Raw genomic sequence first — 16,004 nt, 5'->3', positions numbered from 1 at the left:
ATAAACCCTCCCATATAATATTTCTAAGAAAATTCCATTTGTTCTCCAGTTTCTTGTAAGACTCTTTTTTTCGTTCTTTTCATAAGAAAAATGGATAAGATCAAAATCATTACAGCACTGACTAAAATGATTAATGAAATCGGACGCTGTATAAAAATTAATGGATTTCCAGCTGACATTTCTAATGATTGAATAAAATTTCTTTCTATTTTTGGTCCTAACACAATGCAGAGTATAAAAGGAATAATTGGCCACTGATATTTGTGAAACACATATCCCAATACTCCAAAAATAACGGCAACAACCACATCGAACATACTATTACGGACAGAAAAAGCGCCAATAATACTTATTAAAAGAATGATAGGAGCCAAGATTCCAAAAGGGACATTGGTTAGTTTTGCCCATAATCCAACTAAAGGCAGATTTAAGATTAAAAGTATTACATTTCCGATAAACATACTTGCAATTACAGTCCAAACAACCTGACTATTTTGTTCGAATAACATGGGACCAGGTGTCAACCCATAAATCATAAGTGCAGCTAATAAAACAGCCAGCGGTGGTGATGCCGGTATACCTAAAGCAAGCAATGGAATAAATCCGCCCGAGCTGGTTGCATTATTAGCTGATTCGGGCCCAGCAACTCCTTCTATAGCTCCCTTTCCAAATTTCTCAGGATGCTTAGACACCTTTTTTTCTAAATCGTATGATAAAAATGAAGTAATCGTTGCGGATACTCCAGGTAGAATTCCAAGCAAAAAGCCAAGCACACTGCCTCTTAAAATGGAAAACCTACTCTGTTGTAAATCTTTTCTGGTTGGATAAATTCCTGTAATTTTCGTCTGCTCTATGGACTGACGATTTTCCTCGAGTCCTTTCAAAACCTCCGTAATAGCAAATAACCCGATGATGATACTAACCATTTCAAAGCCGCCACTCAAGAAACTGAAGCCAAAGTCAAATCTTGGTACTCCTGATGTCATCCCGATGCCGACCATAGAAAATAAGAAGCCAAACAAACCCATAATGACTGATTTTTTAAAAGAGTAGCCTGTTAAATTAAAAAGTACCAGTAAAGCTAATAGCATGATCGTAAAATATTCCGGTGGTCCAAATTTCAGTGCCTGGTCAGCTAAAAAAGGAGCGAATAGAACAAGTCCGACCAGACCAATAATACCCGCAATAAAAGATCCTATTGCCGCAATTCCAAGGGCGGCACCAGCTCTTCCTTGTTTAGCAAGCGGGTAACCGTCTAATGTGGTTGGTACAGATGATGATTCACCTGGAATATTCATAAGAATCGCGGTAGTTGATCCACCGTACATCGCTCCATAGTAAATCCCTGCCATCATCATCAACCCTTGTACTGGACTTAGAATCGTAGTGACAGGCAAAAGAATGGCAATCGCTGATGTTGGTCCCAATCCGGGAAGAACACCGACTAAGGTTCCAAGTAAAGAACCCAGCAATACGATTAACAGATTGGAAGGCGTGACTACTTCACTGAAGCCATTTAACAAAGATAAGATTGTTTCCATGATTAGCTACCCTCCTTCTAATTGGTAAAAAATCCACTTGGCAGCGGGGTTTTTAGTAAGACGATAAACAAAAAATATATAACAGATGTCAACATCACTCCCAATAAAAGAGAAACATTCCACCGATACTGTCCAATCACTTTTAGTAAGCAAACAGAAATGATGAACGTACTTGCGGCATAACCTATGATCGTGATGAAGAAACAATAAACAAACAAACTGGCTATGCAAGACATCAAGGTAAATCTAGTCTTGCCACTTGGTAAGTCAGCTTTGTATTCTTCATTGCTTTGTTCAAATCCTAAACAAAGCCCAAATAACAAAAGTAGAGCCCCGATAAAAACCGGAAAAACATGATCTCCTGTTAATATATTTTTGCTGTAAGGATACAGCATTTTGGCTTCGTTTAAGGACAATAGTCCGAACATGGCAGCGATCAATCCACCCATTCTTTTCTCCGACAATAACTTACTAGTCATTTGCTTCCTCCTTTCCTTGTTTTTAATGTCCTTTCAACACTATTTAGGTGATTTTCCATTGCTGTTCTCGCCTTGGATGCATCTCGTCTGTTTAACATTTCAGCAATTTCAAGATGCTCCACCCATGAACGATACAGCCTGTCTGGAATTTTAGCTGTTTCCTCCCTGATAGGTTGAAAGAGTGTCGTGAGGCTGTGCATGATTCGAAAAGCTACAGTATTTTTTGAAAGTTCTGCAATTTTAATATGGAATGTATGATCTCGACTTGACAGTTCACGTTCATCTATACTGCTTTTCTCGATTAGATCTAACGTTTCTTTAACAAAATCATATAATTCAAGAATTTTAGAATCATCTGCCCGTTCTGCTGTCCATGCTGCTGTCTGGGTTTCCATGATCATTCTGATTTCAAATAAATCGTCAAATTGATCGCTTTTAATAAAATATTGATTGGTTAACTGACCTAAATTATCGTTTCCGTCAGATACAAATACGCCATTTCCTTGCTTGATATCAATAAAACCCAGTGTAGAAAGAATTTTGTATGCTTCTCTGATTGTATTTCTACTAACATTCAATTGATGGGCAAGAGTCCTTTCTGATGGCAGCTTTTCACCGGACTTCAGTTGATCTTCCTGAATGAGTGTTTTTAAGGTCTCTACAATCTTACTTGGAACAGTAGAACGGTCAAACTGCAAGTTATCAAACATATGGATCACCTTGGAAATGGGAGTCACTTTCAAGAAACATGAATAAGTGGTATGACAGATAACTTCACTCCTTTTCATCTGCATTTGGTATAAACATCCAATGGTCCAACCAAATGATTAGGATTTTATCTAACCTTTTTAAACAAAAAAGACCCTGAACGCTTGAATATTTCAAACGTTTCAAGGTCTTCAGTGGTCTGATCGAACTTGTATTATTCCTATCTATTTAGTATGATATTAAATTATCAGATTCTTAGAATATTGTCAATGACATTCTATTGGAAATATTTAGATTATTATAAATAGGGCAAAGAGACTGGTATCTAGACTAGAGCTGTTCCTGATGAATTAAGTTTTCTAACCCTGTACTTCTCCCCTTGACCCATTAGGTCCATATACGCGTTTATCAATCGAGGAATTCTCTCCGCCTGCCCGCTTATGCAGTGTCTCTTTCCAGCTCATTGCTAACAGTTCACAAGATGCCAACTCTTCAGCTAGCTTTATTTCATCTTTTTTCACGTGCATGACTTCATTACACTTGGCAATTGTCCATTGTGGGTATGGACGCTCCAGCAATTCCAGTTCTACTTGATCCTGGACAAAGGCTTCCTTTAAGACTCGAAAATACCAGCCTGTCCTTCCGGAACGCTGTATTCTTAAAGCAAAATCGATCAAGCGAAACCGACGTGCGGGCTTCCAGCATGGCTGACGCGGCTGGGACACTTGGATAATCGCATCGCCATATTGGTAGGTGTCTCCGATACAAACAGTGTTCTCGTCCATATAACGAACGGCCAGATTTTCTCCCATCGAGCCCATCCCGATTGTTTCTAAAGCCTGATCCTTCCGCCATTCATCATAATGTTCTACGGTATAGGCAAATAGTGCTTTTTCTGCCCCGCCGTGGTTTTTTGTATCTGCTACTTCATCACCCAATAATCCAGTTCTGCTCAGCCAAATTTTTTCATCGATTTTCTCCTTAAATATCCCGCTTTCCCATAGTTTATCCATAGCATTAACTGCATGTGGATTGCCTAGTTTTTTAACTTTTCCGGAAAATATTTTTTCAATATATGGTTTACTCATTTTGATCATCCTATAGAATTAGTTATTCGTCTTCATTATTACTTAAATATTTTACATCAGTGCCCCAGCCTCTTTTATTCCATTTGTTGATATTATATTCTATTTACGCATTATTCTCTATATTTACGGGCCTCAAAAGCTAAGGTGTCTGGGGCCGTAATATATTAGAACGACAAGCAATATGGTTAAGTCTGGTACAAACTAAATCAATGTTTAAAATATTTTGAAAACATTATAATTATAGTTATAATTATAATACTGAACGTATCGTTTTTAAGTTGAATAGGCTTTAGATTTTATCAATGTGTGTTTCAATTTGTGTAGATTGGCAACCTTTAACGGGTAAATCTAGGTTCATATTTTTGAAAAGTAAGGCAGGTGCAGCGTGTGGTTAGTAGATTAGCAATATATTTGGTAGGATTGGCCATCAATGCATTAGGTATTGCTTTGACCATTTATTCGGCAGCGGGAGTGGGATCTTGGGATGCTGCAGCCATAGGAGTGAACCATTATTTAGGATTAACGATTGGGACTTGGACAATAGCTATACAAGTGTTGATTGTGCTCACGACGAAAACGGTTGAAAGAAAAAGATTCCAGTACGGTTCTATGCTGGCCATCATCCTTCGAAGTATCTTTTTGGATCTCTGGATGTACCTTCTATTTGACCATCTTGAAATCCCATCGTCAATACTCATGCAGTGGCTTGTTTTCCTGCTTGGGACGCTTGGCATCGGGGTTGGAATTGGCATCTACATTGAGGCGAAGTTTCCTAAGTCTCCCGTCGATGGACTTATGTTAGCTTTACATAATCGATTTCATTGGAGTATAAACGTTTCCCGAATCGTTGTTGAATTAACCGGTACGTTATTAGGTTTTATTCTTGGCGGGCCAGTCGGATTGGGAACGTTAATCATTGCTTTGTTTGTTGGAAAGGTTATTCAATTAGTTAATAGTAAGGTAAAAAAGATCCTGAATTACGAAGGAATACGCTCTATTTAAGAGGAACATGCTGAACAAGATTTCAAAAGAGGTGCCGAGTCATTATGACAGGCACTTTTTTCATCCTTTTTTACAAATCATTTGACCCATCTAATCATTTGTGCCTGTGACAAATCAAACGAAGTTGTCTCAATTTGTAAAATAAATGATACTAGGTAAATCAGGGCAGACTATTCAGGAATGAAGCCTATAAGGAGGAACTATGAAAGTATCCGATGTAATCATCAATTGTTTAGAAGCTGAAGGTGTGGAATATATCTTTGGGATGGTTGGCAAGGAAACACTTGATCTCGCTGATTCGTTATCAAATTCAACCCAGATTCAATTTGTGAATGTTAGGCATGAACAAGGTGCAGCTTTTATGGCGGATGTGTATGGAAGATTATCAAAGAAAGCGGGCGTTTGCTTGTCTACATTGGGTCCCGGTGCTTCAAACCTATTGACCGGCATCGCAAGCAGCAAACTTGATCATTCACCTGTGATCGGCTTAATTGGCCAAGCAGCTGTGGAGCGGAATCATGCGGAATCACATCAATATATAGACATTGTAAAACTATTTGAACCCGTTACAAAGTGGAGTACTCAAATGATGGATTCATTGACAGCACCTACTATTATTCGAAAAGCGTTCCGCCTGGCTCAAATGGAGAAACCAGGTTCGGCTGCCATCGTACTGCCGGAGAACTTTTTAACTCAAGAGATTAGCAAAAAGCCCTTACCCACTCCCCCTTTACCGGAAACAGTTCCTGTTATGGAGACTTTAAAGGCTGCGATTAACCTTATCCAAACCCATAAGAAACCATTTATTATCGTTGGAAATGGTGTTTTAAGACATGATACAGTTCTTGAGTTTCAGACTTTTATAAACACACTAAAAGCGCCTGTTACACACAGTTTTATGGCAAAAGGGATTTTAGAAAAAGAACATCCTTCTAATTATTTTACTTTTGGATTTACTGAGAATGATGAAGTTTTGCCAGGTATCCAAGAGGCTGATTTAATCATTACCATCGGTTTCGACTTTGTGGAACAGCTCCCAAAGAAATGGAATGAAAGCAAAACTCCAGTTTTACATATTGATACGTTGCCTGCAGAAATCAATGAATACTATCCAGTCAAGATCGAATGTGTCGGGAACATCAAGCAGACACTCCAGTCCCTTAATCAATTGGGGCTCCCTGACAAATCATGGGCTCCCTATGGAAATCTCAAGGAGAAAATTAGGAGTGCTTATCAGATAAACCCGAGCCAGTCTGAAACTATCAACCCTCCATTTACAATCGAACAGATCCTGCATTGCATTGAAAATGTAACGTCAGAGAATACGATCGTAATTTCCGATGTTGGGGCCCATAAAGTTGCGATTGCTCGTACGTATCAGCCAAAACAACCAAACCGGCTCATTATGTCTAACGGTCTTGCTTCTATGGGAATTGCGATTCCAGGGGGGATCGGAGCGAAATTAGCTTGTCCACAAGACCCTGTCATTTGTATAACCGGCGATGGCGGGGCATTAATGAATTTTGCTGAAATCGAAACAGCCAAACGGCTTGGTCTTTCCTTTATCATCATTATTTTAAATGATTCAATGTTAAAACTTGAGGTCCAGCAAATGAATAAGAGATTTGGTGGCAGTTACGGTGTCACTTTTGGAAATCCTGATTATGTCCAGCTTGCTGCAAGCTTTGGTATTAAGGGACAAAAGGTCGGCAATCTCGCTGAGTTTGAATCGGTGATAAAAGTGTTTTTGCAAACACAAGAGGAAATTTTTTTAATCGAAGTGTGTATACCTAATTGAGCTTGCTGTTCTTTTCTTGCCCCTGATTATCGTTTGCACAACTGAAGGTTCAACATTAAATTAAACACTTAATAAAAATGTAAAATAAGTACTCAAGTATAATTTTTTAGATAAAAGTTGAGTCCAGAATATGTTTTTAAATGTTGAGAAACCTAAGCATAACTTTAAAAAAGGAGTTTTTTCTATGGACATACTAAAACCACTTAATATTAGTTCAACAAAAACAGACCTAAGTGAAAAGCTTACTTCGGCAGAAATGGGTAAACTTTGGGCGACCTATATGGGTAACAGTATGTCAAAATGTATTTTAAAATATTATCTTCAACATGTTGAAGATCCAGATATTAAAACTTTATTAGAAAACGCATTAAATTTAAGCATGGAGTTATTGAAAACGACAGAAGAGATCTTTAATAAAGAAAATTTTCCAATTCCGAAGGGTTTTTCAGAAGAAGAAGATTTAAACGCTGAAGCCCCTCGTTTGTTTGAAGATGAATTCTATGTTTATTACCTTAAATATGTTGCGAAAGCAGGTATGAGTATTTATAACGTTGCAGTACCACTTGTTTTTAGGAAGGATGTAGAAGAGTTTTTTATTTACTGTATGGAATCTACTATGGCTTTGATGAAGCAAATCAAAACAATATTAATGAATAAGGGAATGATCATAAAACCACCAATTATTCCCGTACCCGATAAAGTAGAATTTGTGCATCAAGACTTTTTAAATGGTTTCTTTGGACATGTGCGGCCATTACATGCAATGGATATAGCCCATCTTTACGATAATATTGAAAATAATGTAGCGAGTAAAGCATTGATCATGGCATTTAGCCAAGTGGTAAAATCAGAAAAAATTCAGGAATTGTTTATGCGAGGAAAACAACTTACTCATAAACAAATCGAACTTTATATGGAAAAACTACATTATGAAGGTTTACCTTCACCGTCGTTTCTTGACCATTTGGTTACAACTTCAACATTTGCACCCTTTTCGGATAAATTAATGTTGTTTCATAAGATGGACATGTTTTCGATGAAAATTAGATCATTTGGAAACTCTGCTGCCGTAAACGGTAGACATGATATTGGACTCATGTATACAAGAGGATTAATACAAATTGCTTCATTTGTTGAAGATGCAGCCAAAATTATGATCAACAATGGCTGGCTGGAGCAGCCACCTTATGCAGCGGAAAGAGATAAGTTAGCAACTGAACAGTAACTATGACCGATACCCAAATGGTACCTGCTAAAAGATTTTCGAAATCATAGGCCTAGTGTTTAGCTTTCTTTTATACAAAATAACTGCAAGCAATGTATGGATAGGTCGATGGGACGGGTCGATGGAACTGTCCCCCTGACCCGTACGTTTTACCAATTGTTTACTAATACAATTTTACCAACTGCTTTTTTTGTTTCATAATATTCATGAGCTTCAGCTATTTCTTCAAAGGTGAATGGTTTTTTATCAATTAGTGGTTTAACTCTTCCTTCTTCAATAATAGGAGTCACCTTCTTTAATATCTCTCCATTTATATGACGGAATTCTTCATGAAGAATCGGTAACTCTATGAAAACGGCATGGAAATTCAATGCTTTTAAAAGAAATGGAGCTAGATTATAATTTTGACTTACAGCAATGGCGACAACGGTTCCATATAACGAAGCCGCCTCAATAGAATTTTCCAAATTTTCACGATCCACAGTATCAAAAATATATTTAAACCCTTTTCCATCTGTATACATATTCACATAATCTTGTACCGGAGTTTCTCTATAATTGATTACAACATCGGCACCGAGTTCTTTCGCAATGTGAGCTTTTTCTGGTGTAGATACGGTTGTATATACCTTTGCCCCGGCCCATTTTGCCAATTGTACTGCCACATGTCCTACTCCGCCTGTGCCACCATGGATCAGAATCTCATCTCCGGCTTGAATTTTGGCCCGTTTAAATAACGCTTCCCAAGCTGTGATAGAAACAACTGGCAGGGCAGCTGCCTCTGCAAACGACAAATTTTTTGGTTTATGGGCTAGCAATCTAGCATCTGCCAGCATATATTCTGCTAAAGCACCTCCAGAACCTTTCACACCACCTGCAAAACCGTATACCTCATCACCTATTTTAAATTCAGTAACCCCTTCTCCCACTTCCGTTACAATCCCAGATACATCTCCATGTATAACAGCTGGAAATTCAGGAGCGAATTTAGCAAAAACCCCGCTGCGTATTTTTGTATCAATAGGATTCAAGCTTGTAGCTTTTACTTGAATCAAAACATGCATTGGTTTCACTTCTGGAATAGGAATATCGGCTAACTGAAAAACAGCTGCATCTCCAAAAGAACGGATCACTTGTGCCTTCAAACAAATCACTCCTCGTAATTTCAAAAAAATTAGTATTTTCTTTTTATTTTACTTTTATTTTTATCAAATTGAAAGTAAGATGATTATTAATTTGAAAGAACGAAAATACCAAATCTTTACTTATTTTTAAACGGGTCGCGGTGCCTGTCCCTCTGACGCATTAATTGTGACGACTTTTTAACATTTCCATAATTTTTAGTGTTTTTAAGTTACCAATAAAGTATGATTGTGATATTCAATCTTTCATTTTGGGAGGTCACAATAATGGAATCAACTAGAGATGAAAAAGCTATGCGTTTACATGATATGCTTCAAGAAGCATTAAAACCAATGTTGGATAAATTAGAAATAATGGAACAAGAGATAAAAGCACTAAAGGATAGCCAAGAAGAACTAAGAGAACTGTTAGCAGAAAAAACAGTGAAATGAGCGCACTCTGATTATCATCAGCAATCACTTTATTCATTCGAATAATAGACTAAAAAGAAAAAGTCCTGGTAAGGACTTTTTCTTTACTTATTTTTTAAAAAACGAGTCTATGACCGCTCGACCCATTTGTTGCTTATCTTTTATTATCCTCTTTCGGCTTCCTCATTAATGCTAATAATGTTGTAACAAAACAAATCATTAGAATAAAAGATAAGCTCCAACCGAAACTATCAATAAATTGCATGCCCTTACCTCCTCAGATGTGTTTTCATTACTGTAGCATAATTTCACAGGTAGTTGGTTGTTTTCTACAAAAGAGGATAGAATGTTACATTTTTATCTATTATGGTACAGTTTTTATGTTTTTTTCGACAAAAAAGGGAAAATGAATTCCCATACATTATTATTCTGGTAGTCATTGCGCAATATAATATAGATAGAATTGGTATATTGGGTCGATGGACCTTTCCCCCTGACCACAAAAAGGATCTACCGAAAATACGGCAGATCCTTTGTTTTAGTGACCTATTTCAACATCATCTACATGTTTTACATGTGCATGATTTATTATTATAAATACGACGGATAGTAGGACAAATCCGGCTCCAACTATAAATGGAACGCTTGGATTAAATACCTCTGCCAGTTTTCCTGCTGTAAATGGAGCAATCGCTCCTCCAATAAAACGGAGAAAGCTGTATGCTGCAGATGCGGTTGAACGTTCAACAGGGGCAGCGTTCATAACAGCAGTTGTAATTAACGTATTGTTGTTTCCTAAAAAAGCTCCTGCTAAAATAACCGCTCCAATAACAACCCATTGGGTGGAGGTCCAGATGCCCATGGCAACAAGCAGCAAGCTGAATAGGATTAACATGGCACACATGGATTTAATGGTACCAAACGATTTTTGAAGCTTTGGAGCCATGAAAACTGACGTAATGGCTAGTAAGATGCCCCATCCGAGGAATACATAACCTAATCCATGCTCACCTAAACCCATAACAAAAGGTGCGTAGGCTAATAAAGTGAAAAATCCAAAATTATATAATGCTGCGGCAATTCCGAAAGTTAATAATGAACGGTGTTTTAAGGCGCGGAACGGATCGAGTAAAGATGCTTTTGTGGATCCGCTACTCATCTTTTCCGGTTTAGGCATTAAGAATACTAGACAAATAAATGCAATGATCATAAGTGACGCCACACCTAAAAACGGACCTCTCCACGATATCGCACCAAGTGAGCCTCCAAGAAGCGGTCCTACAGAAATTCCAAGACCAATTGCCGCTTCGTACAAAATAATCGCTTTCGCTGTTCCGCTATTCGAAAGTGAAACGATGGCTGCTAATGCGGTTGCGACGAATAATGCATTGCCGAGTCCCCATCCTCCACGAAGCCCAACGAGTGCCCATATGCTATTTGAAAATCCCCCAAGTGCAGAAAATACTGCAATAATAACAATACCCGTTATCAGAGTCCATTTAATCCCAAGCCTTGAGGAAATCATTCCAGTAATAAGCATTGCCACGGCCATAACGGCATTATAACTAGTGAAAAGTAATGTTACCTCACTATGTGTGGCATGTAATTGATCTGCTATTGCCGGTAAAATGGGATCCACTAGACCAAGGCCCATAAAGGCAATAATACTTGCAAAAAATACAGCCCAAACCGCTTTTGGTTGTGTTAATAATCCTGTTTGACTCTCTTTGACTTTCGCCGGTTCTGCCGAAATTGATTGTTTCGTCGTTACCATACACATTCCCCTTTTTTCATTTATTTCTCCCTAAGCCCTTACCCATTTGTAAATACTTCCTCTGCTTCCTTTTTCTATAATTAGTTGTATAATGAAAGTATATAATTGTATTATACAACTAATTTCCACTATATCAATAGTGTATTCTTGCGGAGATTATTGTCTTTTCTTATTATTAAAATTCAACAGATTTCTGAAAGAAGTCTTCCATCCTCAAGGAATGTGAAGAGTGTAACCCAATGAGTAGGTGGGAGATGAATTTTGGTTGGCGTAAACCAAAATAATAGTAAATTAAGAACAATTGTTCTGTAATATGACTAGGAGGTGAATTGATATGGCCTAGCAAAACAAAGCTTTCAAATTTAGGTTGTTGCCAAACAAAAAACAAGAAGTTTTGTTAGCTAAAACTTTCGGTTGTGTTCGTTTTGTCTATAACAAGATGTTGGCGGAACGGAAGGAAACGTATGAAAGGTTCAAAGACGATAAAGAAACGCCTAAAAAGCAAAAGTTTCCGACTCCTGCAAAGTATAAAGGTAAATTTCCATTCCTAAAAGAAGTGGATTCCTTAGCTTTGGCGAACGCACAAATCAACCTTCAAACTGCTTATAAGAACTTTTTGAGGGTAATGCCGAATTTCCAAAGTTCAAAAACCGTAAATCTAGACAATCTTATACGACTAATTTAGTCAACGGAAACATCGAATTGAAAGATGGCCATATCAAACTACCAAAACTAAAATTTGTAAAAATCAAACAGCATAAAGAAATTCCTGATAACTACAAACTGATATCCTGTACCATTTCCAGAACGAAGTCAGGGAAATATTATGTGTCTGTACTAACAGAATACGAAAAAGACATACAGCCTAAAGAAATAGAAAATGTCGTTGGGCTAGATTTTGCTATGGCTGAATTATATGTTAGTAGCGAGAATGAGAAAGCCAATTATCCTCGCTACTATCGTGTGATGTCAGAAAAATTAGCAAAAGCACAACGCATTCTGTCCAAGCGTAAGAAAGGTTCTGCACGTTGGAACAAGCAACGTTTAGTAGTGGCTAAGTTACATGAAAAAGTAGCGAACCAGAGCATGAATTTTCTTCACTATAAGTCAAAAGAATTAGCTTCTAACTTTGATGCTGTCGTGATTGAGGACTTGAACATGAAAGGATTGTCGCAAGCCCTTCACTTTGGAAAAAGCGTTCACGACAATGGTTGGGGTATATTCACTACTTTCTTAGCGTACAAGCTAAAAGAACAAGGAAAACAGCTTGTGAAAATTGATAAGTGGTTTCCTTCCACTAAGAAGTGTTCTTGTTGTGGTGCAGAAAAAACTATGAAACTATCTGAACGCACCTACCATTGTTCATGTGGTTATGTGGCAAATCGTGACTACAATTCAGCCATCAATATCAAATAATGAAGGTATACGCTTATTAGCGTTATCATAGAAAAAAACTCTTGGAACAAGAGGATAGCTCGGTCAGTTTTCGTTGGCTAGTAAAAGCAACGATAAGTCGAGAAGTCCCCACTTCAAGCGACCCGTAAGGGTGGTAAGTGGTGGGAGTAGTTCACATATGTTAACATAAAAAGTAAGAATATCTTTAATGGTGGGATTTTATATGAGGCATGAAAAAGATTTGGAAAAGATTGAACTGGAACTGACGATCTTAATTCGTCGTTCAACTTTTCTATCTTCACACAAAAAATTTGGTAATCTTGACCGATCAGCCTATCTGCTGCTTCGGCGATTAGCTGACCTAGGACCTACGGGTGTCAAAATTCTGGCCGATGAATTTCAACTGGATATCTCCACAATCAGCAGACAGGTGGCTGCGTTAGAGCAAAAAGGGTTTGTGGATCGAATTCCCGATCCAACAGATGGAAGGGCCTATACACTTCAAATAACCGAACTTGGAACAAAGGTATTTACGGAACATAAGCAGTCACGTCTAGAAAGATTAATTGAAGTAACAAATGATTGGTCAGATGAGGATCGTGAAGCATTTGGCCGGCTGCTAAATAAATTCAACCAATTTTATGAAAAATAAAAAACGGGTCAGAGGGACAGGCCCCTTGACCCATTAGTATTCTTCATTTGAAAATACTGTTTGTATATATTCATGTAGCTTATTTTCCTCATAGTCATTTAGTTCCCTCATCGGAATAACAGTTAAATGAATGGGATCATTTCCACGTACTTCTGCAACTAAATATTCATTAAGGAATACATTAAAAGCTTGCTCTTGATCGGGTGAATTTATTGATTCTTTATGGAAATTTGGTTTTTTTTCTTCCATTAAAATCCCGCCTTCTTAATCATTATTTAGTCTTATTCTCTACAATTTTTTATGAAACAATTAAAATTATTTTTGAAATGTGATGAATAATGATTAAACTTAGCCAATAATAGGAAATCCCTGCAGAGATTAACTCAACAGGAATTTCTTTTAAAGTTAAATATGGACTAGCATCATGCAGCAAACAATTGTTTTTTCTTCCATCCTCCCCACTTAAAAGATGTTAGCTAATGGGTCAATGGACCTGTTCACCTGCCCCATTAGAACTTTCGGTTAGAGACTCCAGCTTTCTAATCGAAGGAAATAAATACATCCATAGTCCAGCAACAAGAATCGAGCCGATTCCGCCAATGAATACTGCGGGAACAGCACCGATAAAACTGGCGAGCATGCCTGATTCAAATTCTCCCAGCTGAAAGGATGTCCCAGTAAACAGTGAGTTCACGGCATTGACCCTGCCTCGTAATTCATCTGGTGTTTGCAATTGAACAAGCGAGGATCTGATTACCATACTGATGACGTCTGAACCGCCAATAACCATTAAAGCAAACAAAGATAAGACTAAGTTTGTTGAAATAGCAAAAAGCATAGTTGCCAACCCATATACAGCTATGGCTCCAAATAAAGTGATTCCCACAGATTTTTGCAGAGGAAAATAGGCCATTACCGCTGATACAATGATGGCGCCCACTGCAGGTGCAGCCCTCAGCAACCCTAATCCCCATGGCCCTGTCTGTAATATATCCTGGGCAAATATCGGCATCAGTGCTGTTGCACCGCCGAGCAAGACAACAAATAAATCCAGTGAAATGGCTCCTAAGATGATCGGCTTACGTTTGATGTATTCCAAACCAAGAAAAAATGATTGCAATGATATCTTTGCTAACTTTCTATCCTTTATCGGCTCAACTTTAATTGAATAGGTAAAAATGGCGGAAATCATTAAAGCTGCTGCAGCCAATAAATAGACGGCGGAAGCACCAAAGGCTAAAAGCAATCCGCCAACAGTCGGTCCGAGTATTAGAGCCGTTTGAATGGCAGTCGTGCTCATGGAAACTGCTCGCGGCAGACTGTTCTTTGATACGATCTGCGGCAATAATGCATTAGCAGTCGGACCTTCGAAGGCGCGACAAGCCCCGATTAAAGCTGCTGAAAGCAGAATTAGGTCACGGCCAAGCCAGCCGCTAATACTTCCTAATAAAAGAAAACCTGCGGTCAAAGCCTCAATGACGAGGCTCAAGTAAACAATTCTCCGGCGATCATAGCGGTCTGCAATTTGCCCGACTACCAACGTCAAGAGAACCATTGGGATAAACTGAGCAAGTCCCACCATTCCGAGACTAAAAGCATCATTCGTCAACTCATACATTTGCCACCCGATAGCAACAGACAGCATTTGAAAAGAAGTTGAAGATAAAATTCGCGAAACCCAAAATTTCGCGAAAAATGGTTGTTTAAGTATATTGTTCTCCGATTGCTTCAAAACAAAAAACACCTTCAATCAAAATCTTATTGAAATACATGAATCGTTCCACTCTGAAACACTTCGTCAATTATACTATCATAGAAATGTTTACCGCCACTGTAAAGTATTAAAACCTTTTTAGAATTTTTTCTACGAATTCATTCTATTAATCTGGGCTTTTTCTGGGGATAAAACATGATACCTATCGTTCTTGTTGTTTTATTCTTCGTTTTTCACTCATAAATTTTTCCTTGTTCGGTTTTAACTCATTCAATAGAAAGTTTGCCCAATCAAGTCCAAGCTTGTCGGTATTCTCCTGCCAATACAACAGACGGTTATAATAATAATCGATCTTTTCAATGACTGGTTTTTCAAAGTTTCCCTTTCCATATTTTAAGACAATTGCAGTTAACTCATACATAGGTAATCCAATTGCATGTGTTTCTACGTGAACGGTAGCTCCTGCATGTCCGATGGCATGGCACAAATTACTATATTCGCTGTCGCCAATTTCTTTTGCCACTGCATGAGAGTCTAAAATAGCTTGTTTGGCTATGGGCATTTTGATTTTTCCTCTCGCCCAATTCTCACAAAGTTCCAAACAAAATCTCGGCCTATTTTCATCGGGATACTTTGCCTCAAATTGCTCCAATGTTCTTTTGGCACAATCCAATGCCCACATCACAAGTGTTCGATGTTGTTGCAATTGAATCAGCTTTATCAACTCCTGTAAGCATTCACTTTCACGAGTAAACAATATTTTATTCTTTTTCTTTAATTTGATTTCTACATCAGAAAACATAGTATTTATCACCTCCAAAACGTAAATAATCTACTATTTGAGATGTTAAACTTTTCTTTATTAGCGTATAAATTCATAACCATTTTAGCACAGTATTTTCATGTTGGCCTTTTTAATCATTTGATCTATTTATTATACTAGACTCATTGATGCCCTAGTTTTAAGCCTGGGTCGATGGACCTGCCCCCCCGACTTAAATTTCCATTGACAATCGTAATCTTTGAATTTAATGTAGTCATTGGTTTTATTTTTTACATCATAATTACGAGAATG

The 16,004-nt window shown here is 37.9% G+C and carries 14 protein-coding genes and 1 pseudogene; 6 read left to right on the top strand and 9 right to left on the bottom strand.

Annotated features, from left to right (window positions below):
• Positions 1 to 23: 23 nt before the first annotated feature.
• The 4 genes from R4Z09_RS14455 to R4Z09_RS14440 form a co-directional block, all read right to left on the bottom strand.
• The gene (locus tag R4Z09_RS14455) at positions 24 to 1,541 is read right to left on the bottom strand and encodes a tripartite tricarboxylate transporter permease (protein ID WP_338452957.1); all 1,518 of its coding nucleotides are present in this window, start codon (positions 1,539 to 1,541) and stop codon (positions 24 to 26) included.
• A 17-nt stretch (positions 1,542 to 1,558) separates the two neighbouring features.
• Entirely contained in the window at positions 1,559 to 2,020 is a 462-nt protein-coding gene (locus tag R4Z09_RS14450) for a tripartite tricarboxylate transporter TctB family protein (protein ID WP_338452956.1), read from the bottom strand.
• Positions 2,017 to 2,730 carry a FadR/GntR family transcriptional regulator gene (locus R4Z09_RS14445; protein WP_338452955.1) on the bottom strand — a complete coding sequence of 238 codons (714 nt, stop codon included), beginning with the start codon at positions 2,728 to 2,730 and terminating at the stop codon, positions 2,017 to 2,019. The genes R4Z09_RS14450 and R4Z09_RS14445 overlap by 4 nt, the downstream gene beginning before the upstream one ends.
• A gap of 357 nt (positions 2,731 to 3,087) precedes the next feature.
• Positions 3,088 to 3,816: an MOSC domain-containing protein gene (locus R4Z09_RS14440; RefSeq protein ID WP_338452954.1), complete on the bottom strand. Its 729-nt coding sequence runs from the start codon at positions 3,814 to 3,816 to the stop codon at positions 3,088 to 3,090.
• A 387-nt stretch (positions 3,817 to 4,203) separates the two neighbouring features.
• Here R4Z09_RS14440 and R4Z09_RS14435 point away from each other — a divergent pair, with 387 nt between their 5' ends.
• The 3 genes from R4Z09_RS14435 to R4Z09_RS14425 all read left to right on the top strand — a co-directional run bounded on the left by R4Z09_RS14435 (position 4,204) and on the right by R4Z09_RS14425 (position 7,841).
• Positions 4,204 to 4,818, top strand: a complete 615-nt coding sequence (locus tag R4Z09_RS14435) for a YczE/YyaS/YitT family protein (protein WP_338452953.1) — start codon at positions 4,204 to 4,206, stop codon at positions 4,816 to 4,818.
• A 202-nt stretch (positions 4,819 to 5,020) separates the two neighbouring features.
• Positions 5,021 to 6,616 carry an acetolactate synthase large subunit gene (locus tag R4Z09_RS14430; protein WP_338452952.1) on the top strand — a complete coding sequence of 532 codons (1,596 nt, stop codon included), beginning with the start codon at positions 5,021 to 5,023 and terminating at the stop codon, positions 6,614 to 6,616.
• Positions 6,617 to 6,800: 184 nt separating this feature from the next.
• Entirely contained in the window at positions 6,801 to 7,841 is a 1,041-nt protein-coding gene (locus R4Z09_RS14425) for a DUF3231 family protein (protein WP_338452951.1), read from the top strand.
• A gap of 149 nt (positions 7,842 to 7,990) precedes the next feature.
• Here the strand turns inward: R4Z09_RS14425 and R4Z09_RS14420 are convergent, their stop codons facing one another.
• A complete protein-coding gene (locus tag R4Z09_RS14420; RefSeq protein ID WP_338452950.1) occupies positions 7,991 to 8,986 on the bottom strand; it encodes a zinc-dependent alcohol dehydrogenase family protein in 996 nt (331 codons plus the stop codon).
• Positions 8,987 to 9,250: 264 nt separating this feature from the next.
• Between R4Z09_RS14420 and R4Z09_RS14415 the strand changes: the two genes are divergently transcribed.
• A complete protein-coding gene (locus R4Z09_RS14415) occupies positions 9,251 to 9,415 on the top strand; it encodes a hypothetical protein (RefSeq protein WP_338452949.1) in 165 nt (54 codons plus the stop codon).
• 517 nt (positions 9,416 to 9,932) lie between these two features.
• On the opposite strand, the gene R4Z09_RS14410 is transcribed toward R4Z09_RS14415, so the two are convergent.
• On the bottom strand, positions 9,933 to 11,168 hold the full coding sequence (locus R4Z09_RS14410; protein ID WP_338452948.1) for an MFS transporter: 1,236 nt from the start codon (positions 11,166 to 11,168) through the stop codon (positions 9,933 to 9,935).
• A 343-nt stretch (positions 11,169 to 11,511) separates the two neighbouring features.
• Between R4Z09_RS14410 and R4Z09_RS14405 the strand changes: the two are divergent.
• Together R4Z09_RS14405 and R4Z09_RS14400 are read left to right on the top strand one after the other, a co-directional pair.
• Positions 11,512 to 12,615: pseudogene (locus R4Z09_RS14405) on the top strand (RNA-guided endonuclease TnpB family protein); the annotation flags it as partial.
• 171 nt (positions 12,616 to 12,786) lie between these two features.
• Positions 12,787 to 13,215: a MarR family winged helix-turn-helix transcriptional regulator gene (locus tag R4Z09_RS14400; protein WP_338452947.1), complete on the top strand. Its 429-nt coding sequence runs from the start codon at positions 12,787 to 12,789 to the stop codon at positions 13,213 to 13,215.
• 33 nt (positions 13,216 to 13,248) lie between these two features.
• On the opposite strand, the gene R4Z09_RS14395 is transcribed toward R4Z09_RS14400, so the two are convergent.
• The 3 genes from R4Z09_RS14395 to R4Z09_RS14385 form a co-directional block, all read right to left on the bottom strand.
• On the bottom strand, positions 13,249 to 13,464 hold the full coding sequence (locus R4Z09_RS14395) for a hypothetical protein (RefSeq protein ID WP_338452946.1): 216 nt from the start codon (positions 13,462 to 13,464) through the stop codon (positions 13,249 to 13,251).
• Positions 13,465 to 13,699: 235 nt separating this feature from the next.
• Positions 13,700 to 14,947 (bottom strand): MFS transporter, encoded by a 1,248-nt coding sequence (locus R4Z09_RS14390; protein WP_338452945.1) that lies wholly within the window; start codon positions 14,945 to 14,947, stop codon positions 13,700 to 13,702.
• Positions 14,948 to 15,131: 184 nt separating this feature from the next.
• Positions 15,132 to 15,731 (bottom strand): putative immunity protein, encoded by a 600-nt coding sequence (locus R4Z09_RS14385; RefSeq protein ID WP_338452944.1) that lies wholly within the window; start codon positions 15,729 to 15,731, stop codon positions 15,132 to 15,134.
• Positions 15,732 to 16,004: the final 273 nt, after the last annotated feature.

Source organism: Niallia oryzisoli (genome assembly GCF_036670025.1).
In the GTDB taxonomy this organism is placed as follows: domain Bacteria; phylum Bacillota; class Bacilli; order Bacillales; family Cytobacillaceae; genus Bacillus_BD; species Bacillus_BD oryzisoli.
Note: the sequence above shows the minus strand (reverse complement) of the source record. Positions and strands in the feature narration are given on the sequence as shown.

Coding starts and splice junctions, on each gene's coding strand:
- R4Z09_RS14385 (WP_338452944.1), bottom strand. CDS start 15,731: ATGTTTTCTGATGTAGAAATCAAATTAAAGAAAAAGAATAAAATATTG.
- R4Z09_RS14455 (WP_338452957.1), bottom strand. CDS start 1,541: ATGGAAACAATCTTATCTTTGTTAAATGGCTTCAGTGAAGTAGTCACG.
- R4Z09_RS14395 (WP_338452946.1), bottom strand. CDS start 13,464: ATGGAAGAAAAAAAACCAAATTTCCATAAAGAATCAATAAATTCACCC.
- R4Z09_RS14450 (WP_338452956.1), bottom strand. CDS start 2,020: ATGACTAGTAAGTTATTGTCGGAGAAAAGAATGGGTGGATTGATCGCT.
- R4Z09_RS14445 (WP_338452955.1), bottom strand. CDS start 2,730: ATGTTTGATAACTTGCAGTTTGACCGTTCTACTGTTCCAAGTAAGATT.
- R4Z09_RS14430 (WP_338452952.1), top strand. CDS start 5,021: ATGAAAGTATCCGATGTAATCATCAATTGTTTAGAAGCTGAAGGTGTG.
- R4Z09_RS14410 (WP_338452948.1), bottom strand. CDS start 11,168: ATGGTAACGACGAAACAATCAATTTCGGCAGAACCGGCGAAAGTCAAA.
- R4Z09_RS14415 (WP_338452949.1), top strand. CDS start 9,251: ATGGAATCAACTAGAGATGAAAAAGCTATGCGTTTACATGATATGCTT.
- R4Z09_RS14425 (WP_338452951.1), top strand. CDS start 6,801: ATGGACATACTAAAACCACTTAATATTAGTTCAACAAAAACAGACCTA.
- R4Z09_RS14400 (WP_338452947.1), top strand. CDS start 12,787: ATGAGGCATGAAAAAGATTTGGAAAAGATTGAACTGGAACTGACGATC.
- R4Z09_RS14440 (WP_338452954.1), bottom strand. CDS start 3,816: ATGAGTAAACCATATATTGAAAAAATATTTTCCGGAAAAGTTAAAAAA.